Origin of the sequence: Sphingomonas sp. Root710 (assembly GCF_001429065.1) — a bacterium.
In the GTDB taxonomy this organism is placed as follows: Bacteria; Pseudomonadota; Alphaproteobacteria; order Sphingomonadales; family Sphingomonadaceae; genus Rhizorhabdus.
The window spans coordinates 834,648-848,820 of record NZ_LMIB01000012.1; the positions used below are offsets into that span (position 1 = coordinate 834,648).

Annotated in this window: 14 protein-coding genes; 11 read left to right on the forward strand and 3 right to left on the reverse strand. The window is 53.8% G+C overall.

Going from position 1 to position 14,173, the window contains the following annotated elements; all coding sequences use genetic code 11:
• The first annotated feature begins 121 nt into the window (after positions 1-121).
• The 11 genes from ASE00_RS24470 (at position 122) to ASE00_RS23045 (ending at position 11,894) form a co-directional block, all read left to right on the forward strand.
• Positions 122-319, forward strand: a complete 198-nt coding sequence (locus tag ASE00_RS24470; RefSeq protein WP_414819858.1) for an acyltransferase — start codon at positions 122-124, stop codon at positions 317-319.
• Positions 316-2,055, forward strand: coding sequence for an N-acetylneuraminate synthase family protein (locus ASE00_RS23025; protein WP_162256457.1), 1,740 nt, complete (start codon positions 316-318; stop codon positions 2,053-2,055). Before ASE00_RS24470 ends, ASE00_RS23025 begins: the two co-directional genes overlap by 4 nt.
• Positions 2,048-3,445, forward strand: coding sequence for a glycosyltransferase family 2 protein (locus tag ASE00_RS13875; RefSeq protein ID WP_056381164.1), 1,398 nt, complete (start codon positions 2,048-2,050; stop codon positions 3,443-3,445). Before ASE00_RS23025 ends, ASE00_RS13875 begins: the two co-directional genes overlap by 8 nt.
• Positions 3,446-3,510: 65 nt before the next feature.
• The gene (locus tag ASE00_RS23510; RefSeq protein ID WP_162256458.1) at positions 3,511-4,455 is read left to right on the forward strand and encodes a hypothetical protein; all 945 of its coding nucleotides are present in this window, start codon (positions 3,511-3,513) and stop codon (positions 4,453-4,455) included.
• Positions 4,456-4,517: 62 nt separating this feature from the next.
• On the forward strand, positions 4,518-5,534 hold the full coding sequence (locus ASE00_RS23515; RefSeq protein ID WP_162256459.1) for a hypothetical protein: 1,017 nt from the start codon (positions 4,518-4,520) through the stop codon (positions 5,532-5,534).
• Positions 5,535-6,671 carry a glycosyltransferase family 4 protein gene (locus ASE00_RS13890; protein ID WP_056381170.1) on the forward strand — a complete coding sequence of 379 codons (1,137 nt, stop codon included), beginning with the start codon at positions 5,535-5,537 and terminating at the stop codon, positions 6,669-6,671.
• On the forward strand, positions 6,659-7,765 hold the full coding sequence (locus tag ASE00_RS23030) for a glycosyltransferase (protein WP_082594688.1): 1,107 nt from the start codon (positions 6,659-6,661) through the stop codon (positions 7,763-7,765). Before ASE00_RS13890 ends, ASE00_RS23030 begins: the two co-directional genes overlap by 13 nt.
• A gap of 66 nt (positions 7,766-7,831) precedes the next feature.
• Complete coding sequence (locus ASE00_RS23035) at positions 7,832-8,482, forward strand: acyltransferase (RefSeq protein ID WP_082594689.1); 651 nt, start codon at positions 7,832-7,834, stop codon at positions 8,480-8,482.
• A gap of 123 nt (positions 8,483-8,605) precedes the next feature.
• The gene (locus ASE00_RS13900; RefSeq protein WP_082594690.1) at positions 8,606-9,733 is read left to right on the forward strand and encodes a glycosyltransferase family 4 protein; all 1,128 of its coding nucleotides are present in this window, start codon (positions 8,606-8,608) and stop codon (positions 9,731-9,733) included.
• 170 nt (positions 9,734-9,903) lie between these two features.
• Positions 9,904-10,383: an IS5 family transposase gene (locus ASE00_RS23040; protein WP_082594691.1), complete on the forward strand. Its 480-nt coding sequence runs from the start codon at positions 9,904-9,906 to the stop codon at positions 10,381-10,383.
• A gap of 659 nt (positions 10,384-11,042) precedes the next feature.
• Entirely contained in the window at positions 11,043-11,894 is an 852-nt protein-coding gene (locus tag ASE00_RS23045) for a class I SAM-dependent methyltransferase (protein ID WP_082594692.1), read from the forward strand.
• Positions 11,895-12,413: 519 nt separating this feature from the next.
• Here the strand turns inward: ASE00_RS23045 and ASE00_RS24475 are convergent.
• The 3 genes from ASE00_RS24475 to ASE00_RS13910 all read right to left on the reverse strand — a co-directional run bounded on the left by ASE00_RS24475 (position 12,414) and on the right by ASE00_RS13910 (position 14,092).
• A complete protein-coding gene (locus ASE00_RS24475) occupies positions 12,414-12,656 on the reverse strand; it encodes a hypothetical protein (RefSeq protein WP_414819850.1) in 243 nt (80 codons plus the stop codon).
• Positions 12,657-12,729: 73 nt separating this feature from the next.
• Entirely contained in the window at positions 12,730-12,873 is a 144-nt protein-coding gene (locus ASE00_RS24480; protein WP_082594693.1) for a transposase, read from the reverse strand.
• A gap of 106 nt (positions 12,874-12,979) precedes the next feature.
• Complete coding sequence (locus tag ASE00_RS13910) at positions 12,980-14,092, reverse strand: hypothetical protein (protein ID WP_156405425.1); 1,113 nt, start codon at positions 14,090-14,092, stop codon at positions 12,980-12,982.
• Between the last annotated feature and the right edge of the window lie 81 nt (positions 14,093-14,173).

The following is a 14,173-nucleotide window of genomic DNA, read 5'->3' on the forward strand; positions in this document are numbered from 1 at the left end:
GACTATCGGCTTTCACACATTTATATATGCATCTGAACGCGTCGAAATCGGCACTGACTGCATGATCGCCCCTTTCGTGTATATTGTTGACAGTGATCACGGCACTGCACCTAGTTCAAACATGAATCTTCAGCCAAACGTCACAAACCCAATTTGCATAGGCGATGATGTGTGGATTGGAGCCAAAGCGGTGATTTTGTCCGGCAGCACTATTGGCTCCGGGTCTGTTATTGCGGCAGGATCGGTTTTGCGAGGCGCGGTCCCACCTGGGGCTATATACGGGGGCGTCCCCGCTAGAGAGATTGGGCGGCGGTGGTGAAAACGGGTATTATTGTCCTCTGTAGGTATAACTCTGAGAGACTCCCAGGCAAAGTACTAATGGAACTCGGCGGACGCTCCGTTTTGGGGCTGATCATAGATCGGATTCGCCGAGCTGTGCCAGACCGGCCGGTCATTGTCGCCACATCGAATGAGGTCAGCGATGATCCGATTGCAAGGTATTGTCAGCGAGCGGGGGTGGCTTGTTTTCGCGGTAGCCTTACCGACGTAGCGGGTCGCTTCTTAGCTTGTGCGGAGATGAATGATTGGGACTTTGCCGTTAGGATCAATGGGGACAATGTTTTTGTCGATGGTCGTACACTATGTGAAATGATAGCAATTGCCGACACCGGATTATTTGACCTAGTGACCAACGTTCCCGGACGCTCCTTTCCTTATGGGATGAGCGTAGAGGTGATCCGCGTGTCATTCTACCGTGAGCGAATGGCCGGAGTCGCTGACGCCTCTCACCGCGAGCACGTGACGTCCTGGCTCTATGATCAGCCGGAGATTGGAGATCGGTATCTGTATCAGAATGTCAGATGTCCCGAAGCTACCGGTCTGGACTTCGCGCTTGACGATGCAGACGATCTCAGGCGCATCGGTCGACTCGTTGAGCTTGCTGGACACGACGTACTCGCCCTCGACATGGCTGCGCTTTCCGGATTAGCTCGGCATGGAGTCACGGCCTCCCCCTGGCAAGGCGCGGCCGGCCCGATGTTGATCGCGGAGGTCGGCGGAAACCACGAAGGAGATTTTGAAGCCGCCAAAGCGCTTGCACAGGCGGCAATTGAGGCTGGTGCCGATGTGGTTAAGTTCCAAATCTATACTGGCGCATCGCTGGTTAGCCCGGTGGAAAGCCCGGACCGACACGCTCATTTTAAACGATTTGAAATGGAGCCAGAACAGCACATCGCGCTTGCTAAAATGTGTCGAGCGGCGGGCGTAGGCTATGCCTCATCCGTGTGGGATTTAGAAAGCCTCGAATGGATCGATCAATATTTGGATTTCTACAAGATCGGGTCAGGAGATCTTACGGCCTGGCCGCTATTGCGAGAGTTCGCTCGGCGAGGCAAGCCGATCTTGCTGTCGACCGGCTTGGCCACACTGGAGGAAGTTCTGCAGACTGTGGCTGTGATTCAGGCGGTCGACAACCGTTACTCTCGACCGGAATGGTTGTGTTTAATGCAATGCACATCCATGTATCCAATTCCCGATGAGGACGCCAATCTAAGCGTGATGGACACGCTTCGAGTGATGACGGGACTATCAGTGGGCTATTCGGATCATACTACAGGACTGATGGCGCTGAGGGCCGCGGCAGCAATGGGCGCAAACGCATTAGAATTTCACTTTACGCTGCGCCGGGAGGGCCAGACATTTCGCGACCATCTCGTTTCGCTGACGGCTGAGGAAGTCAGCGCGCTGAAGGAGGATGTCGCTCAAATCACAGCTCTGCGAGGCCGAGGTGTCAAGGTCCCGCAGCCCAGCGAGCTATCAGCTGGGCATACCACCTCGTTCCGTCGTGCAGCCTATGCCCGGCGCACGATTGCTGCGGGAGCCACAATCGGGGCTGAGGACATTTGCCTGCTTCGCCCGGCGCATGGCACCGACGCACGGGATCTAGACCAGATTCTCGGTACACGCGCGCTCCGAGAGCTTCATCCATTCCAAGCCCTTCATTCTGTCCTGGACTACGAAAAGCACCCCAGGCGCGAAGACTCAGATCATGGGTGACAGCTTTGTTAATGTTGGCCCACTGGTCACCGTCTACGTACCCTGCCGCAACTATGGCCGCTTTCTTCGCCAAGCGGTAGAAAGCGTACAGCGGCAGCTCTACGCCAACTGGGAGATGATCATCTTCGATGAAGCGTCGGACGACGAAACCTGGGAAATCGCTTGCGAGTTGCAGCAAAGCGATCCTCGTAGAATTAGGTTGATCCGAAACGCTGAGCCACGCGGTCTGCAGTGGATCGCGAACCGTTCGCTGGAGGCCGCCAACGGGAAGTACATCGTCCGCCTCGATGCCGACGACTGGCTCGATGAAAGCGCCTTGCTCAGCATGGTCGCAAAGCTAGAGTCCGATACCGATCTGGGCCTGGTATATGGCAACTACTATTATACCGATGCCGACGGACAGCTTCTAGGTATCGAGCGCGGCTACGACATTGCGGCGGAAAAAAGATCGGGTCATTTACCTCCGCACGGAGCATGCACCATGGTGCGGACCCGCGCACTCAAGGCGGTTGGTGGCTATTCGGAGGACATTAACGCTCAGGATGGATGGGAGTTGTGGTACAAGCTCTGTCGCCGGGTTAAGGCTGCAAACCTTGACACGCCACTGTTTTTTTATCGGCAGCATCCTACGTCGCTAAGCCGCGATTCACAGCGACTGTTGACCGCCCGCTCCAAGATACTCTCACGTCTTTGCGATACACTAGAGGGGAGTTACAAGCCCACCTGCCTCGCGGTAATTGGCGCACGAGAGTCTTACCCTGAGTTCCCCGGTGTTCCATACCATGAGGTCGATGGGAAAAGTCTGATTGAAAGAGCAATTTGGTCCGCAGCGGACGCAGTTCGGGTTACCGACATCGTGGTTACATCTGACAGTGAAGCCGTGCTGGCCTTTGCAGAGCGGCTACAATCTGAGGGCCGCGTTCCGGCCCACCGACGGCAGTTGCGAACGGGTCCGGCGGCGAACGTCGCCGTACCACTGCGTGACATTCTGTTGGGAGCCTCGGCCGATTACCGGCGCCTACGCGGGAGCAGCCCCGATTGCATCGCCTTCTTGAGCATTCACGCGTTCAATCGACGAGCAGAGCACGTTGACAAAGCATTGAGCGTGCTTCGCTTGACTGAATGCGACTCGGTGGTTTCTGTCCAGGAGGAACGCGAACCAATGTTCACCCACGGGCAGCAAGGCCTTCGTATTCTCAATCCAGGTCGTCTGAAAGAATTATCATATGTTCGTGAGCAGCTTTACCGATTTAACGGAGCAGTTCTCGCTCTATGGCACGACGTAGTTAGTTCTGGAGAGCTACTGGGAGAAACTATTTCCTACATAGAGATGTCAGCGAAGGATTCTGTTCAGATAAAAGCTGATGCATTTTCCGCATTTTCGTTGTGAGATCGTTCTTGACCAGGCTACCTGACCACCTTGATCCGGAATTTATACCATATTCGATCCATGGTTTGCGTAGCAAGGTCCGACCTTCTATTCTATTCCAACGTTTATTATTGGCCGTTTTGTGTGCCTACGCAGGATATTTCTTAGCCGATATTCTGCTAGTTGATTATGTTCAGGATGCAAATCAATACCGGCTGAACCTAGACAACGGCGTTTATCACGACGACTATAATGTAACGCTGTTTGCCTTATCGGTACGGACAATCGTAGCACTACTACCCAACGGCGATCCCTTTCTCGTCCTTGGTTCCTTTACCTGCGCCACATATATATATCTAGCACTTCGGTCGAGCGCACCTTGGTATAAAATTGCTATTTTTCTTATCTTTCTTCCGCTCCCGCTGATGGAATTCAATTATACTCAAGTAATACGGCAAGGTGTTGCTACCGCGTTATTGCTAATTGCGCTTTTCTCGAATAACATGATAGCTTCATCTATTCTATTCGCGTTAGGCGGAGCAATGCACCTTTCATATGCTCCGTTCGCGGCCATTGCCTTTGTCCGCACGGTACTAACCAACTCTGTTGATCCATTGGCAAGCCATAGGACGAAGCGCGAAACCCGATTTGATCGTGCGATTTTCTTCGCGATCCCGGCAATTTGGATCATATTGGCACTATACCAAGACATATTATTTTCCGCGGATAGGGTAGATATCTATATCAGCTATAATCTGGATTTATTTAAGCGCCTTTCTGCCTCCATAATGATGATTGGCATTGCGTGGCTAATTTATCCAAAATCCGACCGCGCCATTGGAAGCTTCATGGCTTATGTGACGGTATCGGTGGCAATTATTTTGCCGTTCACGTATGATTTTCTTCGAATGCAGACTTACAATATGCCATTCATCTTGTTTGCAGCGCTCACTTGTCGAGATAGCCGACGATCGATTATAGCGTTAATTATCTGCCTGATACTATCAATATATATTAGGCCAGAACTGTGAACCGCGCCATACCAGCTCGGGGCATGTATCAAAGAGAGCCGTCGGATCGGGTACTATGTTTGTTGCAGAAACCCTATGACCTCATCAACGCGATGGAATATTTAAATGCCTACCGGCCGCGTGGAACTCTCCATGCCATGATCATCGGTAGTCATATAAATGCGGTCGCAGTCGCAGAAATCTGCCGACAGCGCCATATTCCTTTTACAAATACCCTAGATCCCGATCTATATGCCTACTTCTCCGCCCGTTTGAATACTAAATTGGACTGGCCCAGATCTTTACTGTTATTTATGAAGGCCGCTCTTCGGCCAATTTGCTATATGTACTGGCTGTTTGCATTTTTATATCTTTTTTTAAGACTGCGCTCAGTTCGATACGACCTAGTCTTGTTCGATGCGTGGCGATCCAAATGCCTTTATATAAGCGCCCTACCTCCTGGCACTTCGTTTGTCATTGTTGACGGCGGATTTTCCACTCTTCATTATGGCTTATGCGCGGCGTTTGACCGTGGCGGGGCAGAGGAACTTGTTCGTGTTGCGCTGCAGAAACAACGCCCCGTAATGCCGCTAGTGCTACGATGGCTCGCTGCCCAACGATGCTCTAATAAGACGCCATTTTTCACGTGCTACCAGGATCAGATCTCTGCAAGCTGCCGCCACCCTGTGCTGGCGAATGAATACCGATACTGTAGCGCCACGCTCGGCGAGAAAACGGTTCGGCCGGGTGTGATGATTTTAGGCATTCCTATGCTGAAGCATATTGATATTTATATAGAACGCGCTCTCGACGCACAGACGGAAGCAGGAATAGATCGCGATGTCAAAACCATAGAGTATCGATTCCACCCAACAGATCGCCACAGGGCGAATATCGATCCAAGCTATTGCTTTGCTATAGAGCAGGGCGTCGCTGAGCGCGGTTTGAATTTCAGCTATCCGCAGTTTAGTCTCGAAATTGATTTCCTGCAGCAGCGGGAAGTTCCCGCCATTATCGTAGCCTATCCTTCCTCGAGTCTGCGATGGATAGAGGAGGTGCTACAGTCCAGGGTACGCATCATCACGATGATGGAGCGATAATTGCAGCTGGTTTTTGTGATCAGCAGCCTTGACATGGGCGGCGCGCAGCGTGTGGCGATCAACCTTATCCGTAAGTGGCGTGAGCGAGGTTGGGACATTACGATTGTCGTGACTTATTCCGGTCGTGGATCGTGCTATTTCGAAATCCCAGCAGGCGTTGAGGTAATTTATTTAGCCGATCTCATTGGGGGTTGGCGAGGGCGCCTTATGGACCGGTTGCGGCGGGCGCTTGCTCTGCGTCGTTTACTCAAGCAAAGGCAACCTCAACGGGTTGTGTCGTTCCTTTGGGACGCGAATATTTTCACGCTCGTTGCCGCTCGAGGCCTGGAGATCCAAGTCGTTGTGAGCGAGCGTAATTATCCTTACGCTGATGCCGTTCCCTGGCTTCACGCTAAGGCACGACTCTTACTTTACCCGTATTCAGCCTGCGTCGTTCTCCAGACCAGCCGAGGCCTTGACTGGGCTGCCCAGACGATGCCCCGAGCACGGGGCAAGGTGATTCCTAATCCGATTGCCCTTCCACTTCCTGTTACCAGCCCAACGGTAGATCCGGCTACCAGCTTCGATGCTGCAACCAAAATAATCCTCGGCGTCGGTCGCCTTACCCACGCCAAAGGGTTCGATGTATTGATAGATGCCTTCGCCAGCGTGGCCGATCAAAACCAAGAGTGGCAACTTGCGATCCTGGGCGAGGGTCCCGAACGAACGTCGCTGGAGCGACAAGTTCGACACTTAGGTCTCGAAGGGCGCATCCACCTTAAGGGCGCAGCGGGGAACGTTAGCGACTGGTATCAGCGCGCCGACATTTTCGTCATGGCGTCGCGATATGAAGGCTTTCCTAACGCGCTGCTGGAAGCCATGGCTCATGGGTGCCCGGTGATCAGTTTTGACTGTGATACCGGCCCCGCGGACATGATCAGTTCACAGGAATATGGAGTGCTACTAGGGCGGTCACCAGACGCAACACAATTAGCAGCTGCGCTCGCTTCCCTAATAAGCGACGAGCAGCGTCGGAAGCGGTTGGGTAATGCCGCGTTAGAAGTGCGTGAACGGTACTCAATCGATGCTATCATCGCAGATTGGGATCAAGCCTTGGCTCTTCCCGCGTCAGGAGGGAACGGCTCGTGGGCCGGCTGAAAGTTCTTCAAATACTGACAAGCCTCGGTCCGGGAGGTGCGGAGCGGCTCGTGCTGGACATGATGTCCCGCTTAGATCCCGATGAATTTGATGTCCGTCTAGCGATACTCGTTGATGACATACGTGCTTTAGAGCTTTATGGATATAGGAGCCTTCCGGTCGATGTTTTCGATATGCGCGGATGGATGGCTCCGAGGGCTCTAATAAGGCTTCGCCACTACGTGAATGGCTTTGGGCCCAATGTTATACACGCCCATATGTTCCACCCCCTAGTTGCCGCGATGGTTGCAACTTTTGCATCTACGCAACCTGCGAGCGTTTGCTTTACAAGCCACTGTAATGAGCGCGCATTTACACCGCTGCGTACGGTTATTGTCCGCTTATTACGATCGCGCCGACTGGCCGATATTCTGCTCTCCAAAGGACAGCATCCGTTCCTCAATGCCGACAATACCGTGGTTATCCCAAATGGGGTGAACATACCAAACCCGGCACCGACTAGGAGACACTGGGATCCACACGGTCCCATTAAACTCGTGGCGATCGGGCGATTGGTCGATCAGAAGGATCCGTTGGGGTTGATCCGTGTCGTCGCCTCTCTTGGTCATCAAGGGATTTCTCTGGATTTCTACGGAGAGGGCCCCCTAGAAGCTGAGATGCGCACACTGATTGCGAGCCTAAACCTGGAAGGACGGATACAGCTCAAAGGTGTGACGAGCGATGTAAGGTCCGTTCTACATCAAGCTGATATTATGGTCATGTCGTCCAAGTACGAGGGAATGCCGATCGTAATACTAGAAGCGGGAAGTGAAGCTATGCCGGTGGTCGCAACACCTGCAGGCGCAATTTCGGAAATTTTAGGCACGGACCGCGGAGTCGTTGCTGGCATAGAAACGATCGGAATAGCGCTAATGCGGATGATTTCTGACCCGGAAACCGCCTTGGCGGCGGGACAGCGGCTACGTCAATACGTCGAAAATCATCACTCCATCACCGCAACCGCAAGAACGCATGAGGCCGTCTATCGGCAGATCGCATCCGTACCCCATTCGCGCCGTTTGTTAAAGTTTAAGGATAGAAAATATTCCGCTTAAGATAGATTTACCGATCGATCGGACAACCCGCGTTACTCGACGTCAAGATATGCGGACGCATCGGCTATGAAATTTATTGCACGTCTTTATCAGGCATGGCTTCGAAGGTTCGCTCCTGCTTATTACTCTCGAATATTTCGGATTTTGTACGGTTCGAACAGTGTTTGTATTGGCCCTGGTTTGCTTTGCGACGGCTTACCGCGGTGCCTTCTCGATTCCAGTGCACGCCTCGACATCGGCAGCAACGTCGAGTTCCGAAGTGGCGTAGAATTGAGAATTCACGGTAATGCTCACTTGGTTATCGAGGATGGTGTGCGTGTAGACCGTGGGGTTCGTATTCTAGTCACAAATGGGGCGCTTGTTCGTATTGGTGCGGGTACTCGAATTGGCCTCTATTCAGTAATTAATGGCGGGGCTTCAATCGATATTGGCCACAAGTCGTTGATTTCAGGCTTCGTTTATCTTCAATCTAGCATGCACAGCTTTTCGAACAGCAACACCGCGATCAGTGATCAAGGCTATAAGCATGCACCGGTGATTCTAAAGGAAGGGGTGTGGCTGGGTAGCCATGTCGTAATTATGCCAGGACGAACCGTGGGTGCGTACGCCGTCGTTGGAAGTAATGCGGTGGTAACCAAAGATGTTGCTCCGGGGGCCGTTGTCGGTGGCGTACCCGCGAGTCAGCTAAATAGCGAACGTGATAGCACTCAACCATAGTTTTTATGAGCTGTTTAATCCCATGAAACATCGGCTTACTGTTATATTATATATTTCTACAAGAATGGCAATATTAAGGGGAGCACGTCACTCCTCATCTAAGCAGAATTTTTGGAAGTTGCTATGCACATTATTCTCACTGGCAATACTGCCTTCAAGCTAGCGAATTTCAGATTAGGACTCATAGATAAGTTGATCGAAGAAGGTCATCGGGTCACAGTGGTAGCGCCACCCGATAAATACGTAGACACCCTTTGCAAAAGGGGATGCAGCTTCGTCCCGCTCTGGATGGACCGCAACGGTACCTCCCCGTTAGCCGAGTTTCGTCTCTTCGTTTCGCTTTTCTGGGTAATTTTTATTCGGCGCCCAGATTTTGTTTTTAGTTTCACTATCAAGAATAACATCTATTCTGGAATCGCATGTCGCATTCTCAAAATTCCTTTCGCGCCAAATGTCACCGGACTTGGGCCAGCCTTCAGCATGGGCGGCGTTTTAGGCCGCACGATCCGCATCCTGTACCGATACGCCTTTCGGCGCTCAGTTGCAGTATTTTTCCAGAACGAAAGTGATCGTCGAATATTCCTAGAAGGTGGCCTGGTGCCGGCCAAGCGCGCGTACCAGCTCCCTGGCTCAGGGGTGGATCTAGCTCATTTCACTTTTAGCGCTATGCCGTCGTTCGCCCAAGAAGTTAGATTTTTGCTTGTTGCGCGAATGCTCTGGGACAAGGGAATCGGCTTGTTTGCTGAGGCTGCGCGACAGGTCCGTCTAGCCTACCCCTACGCGCGGTTTCAGCTGCTGGGGCCCCTTGACGCTGCTAGCAAAACCGGCATCCCGCTTAGTCAAATTGAATCTTGGGCAACTGAGGGAGTGGTAGAGTATCTTGGATCGACGCAAGACGTCCGGGCGGCCCTGCAACAGGCGCATTTTGTGGTGCTGCCGTCATATTATCGAGAGGGCACTCCTCGATCGCTGCTAGAGGCAGCAGCCACCGGCCGTCCTATTATTACGACAGATATGCCAGGTTGCCGGGATGCGATCGTGCCTGGCCTTTCGGGATTATTGGTGCGGCCGCAGAATGTCGCAGATCTCTCACGTGCGTGCATCGAACTGCTTCGGAAAACGGTAGTGGAGTGCTCTGAGATGGGCACTATAGCCCGCAGGCATATGGAACGCCATTTTGATGAGCGCATTGTAGTCCAGGTCTATATGGAGCTACTGGTCGGTGAAGCCGTTAGGTCGCAGTCCGCGTAGCATCCGGCGCTAACTAGGCGGCGTGGACAAATTGGCTACTGCGCCAACTTCCAGATCAAGTGGCCCATGATGAAGTAAGTTGCGATGATGCCGATAGCCGCAAGAAAGCCTGTAAATCCGGAAACGACTGTGCTGCGGAACCATCCACGCCCTGAAGCGAGCAGGCGCCTTTGCACAATTGCGTTTGTCATGGCTGCCGAGAGCACCGCGACGATCGCGCTCTTGGCCGCTCGCGGGGCGGGTTCACCAGTAAGCTTCACTGCCTGGCTGATGCCCTAGGACGACCGCTCGCCTTCCACCTAACGGTCGGGGAAGCAGCGGACTGCAAGGCATATGACGCGCTCATAAGTCTACCCGAGCGCACGCCCGATGCCCTGCTTGCCGACAAGGGCTACGACGCCGATGCCATCCGTGCCGACCTCGCCGAGCGGAAAATCGAGGCTGTCATCCCCGGCAAATCAAACCGCCGCGTGAAGATCGAACACGACCGCGCGCTCTACAAGCAGCGCAATCACATCGAGCGCATGTTCGGACAGCTCAAAATCAACCGCGCCGTAGCCACCCGATACGACCAACTGGCCAACAGCTTCCTCGGAATGGTCCATCTCGCCACCGCCAGATACTGGCTCAAATTTGTCCACGCCGCCTAGCACCGGCCCGAGTGCGTCTCTGTTCGGCCTGTCCCTTGGCTCACCGCATAAAGGCTGGCTCTGATGACGTCGCGGAGCGCTTTCCTGATCATGGTGTCACCCGCTGAAATGTGACCGATTTTGAAGTAGGATCTGACGCAAAGGAGTCGGACGAGAATGAGGAAGAGCAGGTTCAGCGACGAGTAGACCGTAGGGGTTGAAGGAGCAGGAAGAAGAATGCCAACGGCGGAGGTAGTGCAACCATCACGGATTAGTTTGCCGCCTTTGACAGTTGAAAGGCCAAATTTGGTGGTCTGGAGGTTTCTGGGTCTCCATCACGTAGGTGCTGCACGAACAGGTCACATAGGCTTGTCCCCTCATACGCGGTCCGAGAAGTTCACCCCATAGCGTCGCGCGCGCCAATCCCTTGCAAAGCGAGAAGCGTGCCGTGTAGTGGTGACTGGCCAGCTGTTTGCTCTCCTCTAACGATAGCTTCTAGCCATCTTCCCAAAGACTCTAGAGTCGCGTCAGATGCGTTAATCAGAATAGGTTTCCGGAGAGTCTCTTTGCTTCATACATCAGATGCTTTTGTTACCTGCCCGCGCCATGTTGGTGAACCACTTGTTCGCAATGGCGAGTCTTGGGGATGTAGAAATGCTAACTGTGCATATTCCCTTCGCATGGGCGGATTTCAAACCTATCTTGGAATTCCGGTTTTAATCGACTTCTCCAGCGATACCCTTTGTCGTAGCGAAGCCTACGTAGAGGTCTCCCCGCAACAAAAATTCTATCTATCTCGCTATTCAAACAAATTCGCACGCCTGATTCGACGAATAGTAGGGGGATCAAATAAGCTTACGATAGCCAATTGCGAGCGTTTTATTTTAGAGTTAAAAAAGGGAAGTCATAGTCCGCGAGTGCTGATCATCGGATCTGGAGAAATGGGGCAAGGTACTGATATTTTATGGGCAGATAATTCAGTCCAGAGAGTCGGAATCGATATTTATCCGAGCGAGACCACGACTTTCGTAGCTGACGCACATCAGCTTCCGTTTCTAGAGGGCAGTTTTGACGGTGTCTGGATCCAAGCGGTGCTTGAGCATGTTGCGGAACCGCTAAGGGTCGCCGCAGAGATAGACCGGGTTTTGAAGGATGGGGGGATCGTATATTCTGAGACACCCTTCATGCAGCAAGTCCATGAGGGAGCGTATGATTTTCAACGCTTTACGGTAACAGGACATCGATTCCTTTTTAGGCGCTTTGAGACCTTAGCGATCGGCGGATTAGGCGGGCCTGGAGTCGTGTTAGCTTGGGCAATACGCTATTTTATTTGGGGCCTGTTTCGGAATCGAAGTTTAGCAACTATTGTGTTTTACTCTTTCCTATTATGGCTGCGCTTTTTTGATCGAGCAACGGACCAACGCGCCCTTTGGGATGGCCCATCGGGGACCTTTTTCCTGGGAAGGAAAAATGACGCCAATTTCTTGACTCAAAGGGCGTTACCGACCTTGTACAGGGGTTTTCAAGTCTGATCAGCTGGTTTGATATTTTACGGAAAATGGTATCAAAGAGGTTTCTGGCACTGATGCGATCACGGCACGTTCGACAGGACCGATAGCATCTTAGCGCATCGGCGATTGCCGCCGGCACGCTGTCCACGCAACTGCGGCGACCTTGCGCCCGTCCGAGTCGATGATGCAAATGTGCGACGTTTCCATCGATCGGTCTATTCCGGCACAGTGCTTCATGGCCGCTTCCTTCTTCCATGTCCGACAATCAGGACGTGCGCCCTAATCCGGGCTGAGGAAGCAGCCACAAATTGCAAGATGACTCATTTAGCCCACTCAGCGACGACGATGACGAGCGCGATGGCGGCGAGATAGTTTTGTGCGTGTCGCTCATATTTGGTTGCGGCGTCCGAAGAACCTCTCGATGACGTTTCTTCTGCGATAGATGCGCCGATCGAGACGGTAAAATGTGCGACGTGAGGCGCTGAGGAGATGACGGCTTTGACGTTTCGCGCTGCCAGCCAATTGCGCAGACTATCTTCATCATAGACTTTGTCCGCGAGCAGGTGCCTGGTGGAACGACGGCGCCCAACAGCGGGATAGCGATGAAGATATCGGCGTGTTGCCCGGTGTCAGGGTGATGGCGACCGGCCGGCAGCGATCATCGGCCAAGCGGTGGATCTTGCACGCCCGGCCACCGCGCGAGCGGCCGGTCACTTCTTCATACTCCTCCGCCGAGCCGGGCGCTTTGAGTTGGCTGCTGTCGATCGACAGTTCCTTGGACACCGGCCCGGCGCAGCGATCTTCTCGAATAGCCGTTGCCAGAGGAACCGCTGCGACCAGCGGTTGTAGATAGTGGTCAGCGGACCGTAGACGTCCGGCGCACATCGCGCCAGCGCCAACCGGCCTTGAGCACGTGCAAGATGCCCGAGATCACCGTCCGATCGTCCACTCTCGGCTTGTCTGGCTTCCCTTTCGGCAGATGCGGCTCAACGCTGCCCATGCATCATCCGGAAGCCAGAACAGTGCCGCGACATAGCCACCCCGCACAAACTCACGGAAATGGCATATTTTTCACGACTTCTCAGTGAGATGCATAGGCTCTCAACCTAGCGCCTTACGAGCTTAATAGCAGATAGCGCTAACTCTACATCGCCTTGGTCTGACCCGCCACCAGCCGTCAGAATCAGTTGCTGAGCCGGACAGGCGGTCACTGGAACGAAGATATCCGACTTGTCGATTGATTTAGCCTCACCGGAAGACACTGTCTTTTCCCAAAGCGTTGTCTCGCGTGGACCGGCCAAGCAAGTCATCTTCCAGTACAGGCCGACCTTTACAAAACCGCCCGGAGCTCGCAACCACTGGACCAAGCGATATCCGCCCGGCGACAGCAACAATATCCGCCGTGCGACTTCCGTCCGATGGTCCGCTGATATGCGGATTCGCAGGCCGGTCGCACCGTCTGAATGCGCCCCCCCCTCCTCATTGTCGCTCAGTTTCCAGGCGAAGGGACCGAAGCCGTCGTCAGTAGTGGCGGGGGTGAAGCCGATCTCTGACAATAGAGTTTCGCCGCCCGACAAGCCGTGCCGAAGATAGGCGCGCGCCAATTCGAAGTTGCCTTCCGTCGCGACCGCACCCAAGATACTGGCATCAATACCGTCGTACGCGGGATTGCGCGGAAGCCCCCTGGCGGCCATTACCATGTATGCCGTATAACTACCAGTTGCTGGCGAAGACACCGCTGCGAAACGTAAGAAGCTCGGCATCCATGGCCGCTGTTCGCGAAGGTAGGGAATCAGGGCAGCGCGCAAGCCCGGATCAAAAAGCCCCTCGGCAAACGCCGGATACATAAGATCCCGCCCCACTTGGCTGGTCGCCGCAGCCTCGTCAAAGGATCGCATCAACAGACTTACATCACCGCGGGCGAGAGCTTCGGTAACGAACAGCCAACTCGTCCCGAGATCTCGCCTCGAGACATCATGAGCGAGCTCGAGCAGCCGCCGCGACGATCCGGCCCGGCCTTCGATCGCCTCGGCCACTGCCAACTGGCGTAGCGCTGGCGCAGTCAGCGGTTCCGACAGCAATGCCTTGCGCGCGACCTCAGCAGTTTGCCGTGCGCGCGCAATATCGATCAAACCCTCAGCCTGTCGCTGGTCGGCAAGCAGGGTCAGCGCGACTGCATCGTCTTTGCGCCAACGCAGGGCCGTTTCCGGATTTTGCATGCGCCAGTGATTGGCGGCGGCATTTATGCCAGATGCCAGAGCTAGCGCGAGTGCGCCTGCGGCTATGGGAAACCGGAAGGC

What these genes read in the sequence shown, in the direction of transcription:
- ASE00_RS13910 (WP_156405425.1), bottom strand. Translation starts at nt 14,092, where the DNA reads ATGCAAAATCCGGAAACGGCCCTGCGTTGGCGCAAAGACGATGCAGTC.
- ASE00_RS13875 (WP_056381164.1), top strand. Translation starts at nt 2,048, where the DNA reads ATGGGTGACAGCTTTGTTAATGTTGGCCCACTGGTCACCGTCTACGTA.
- ASE00_RS23035 (WP_082594689.1), top strand. Translation starts at nt 7,832, where the DNA reads ATGAAATTTATTGCACGTCTTTATCAGGCATGGCTTCGAAGGTTCGCT.
- ASE00_RS13900 (WP_082594690.1), top strand. Translation starts at nt 8,606, where the DNA reads ATGCACATTATTCTCACTGGCAATACTGCCTTCAAGCTAGCGAATTTC.
- ASE00_RS24480 (WP_082594693.1), bottom strand. Translation starts at nt 12,873, where the DNA reads ATGGGCAGCGTTGAGCCGCATCTGCCGAAAGGGAAGCCAGACAAGCCG.
- ASE00_RS23045 (WP_082594692.1), top strand. Translation starts at nt 11,043, where the DNA reads ATGGGCGGATTTCAAACCTATCTTGGAATTCCGGTTTTAATCGACTTC.
- ASE00_RS24470 (WP_414819858.1), top strand. Translation starts at nt 122, where the DNA reads ATGAATCTTCAGCCAAACGTCACAAACCCAATTTGCATAGGCGATGAT.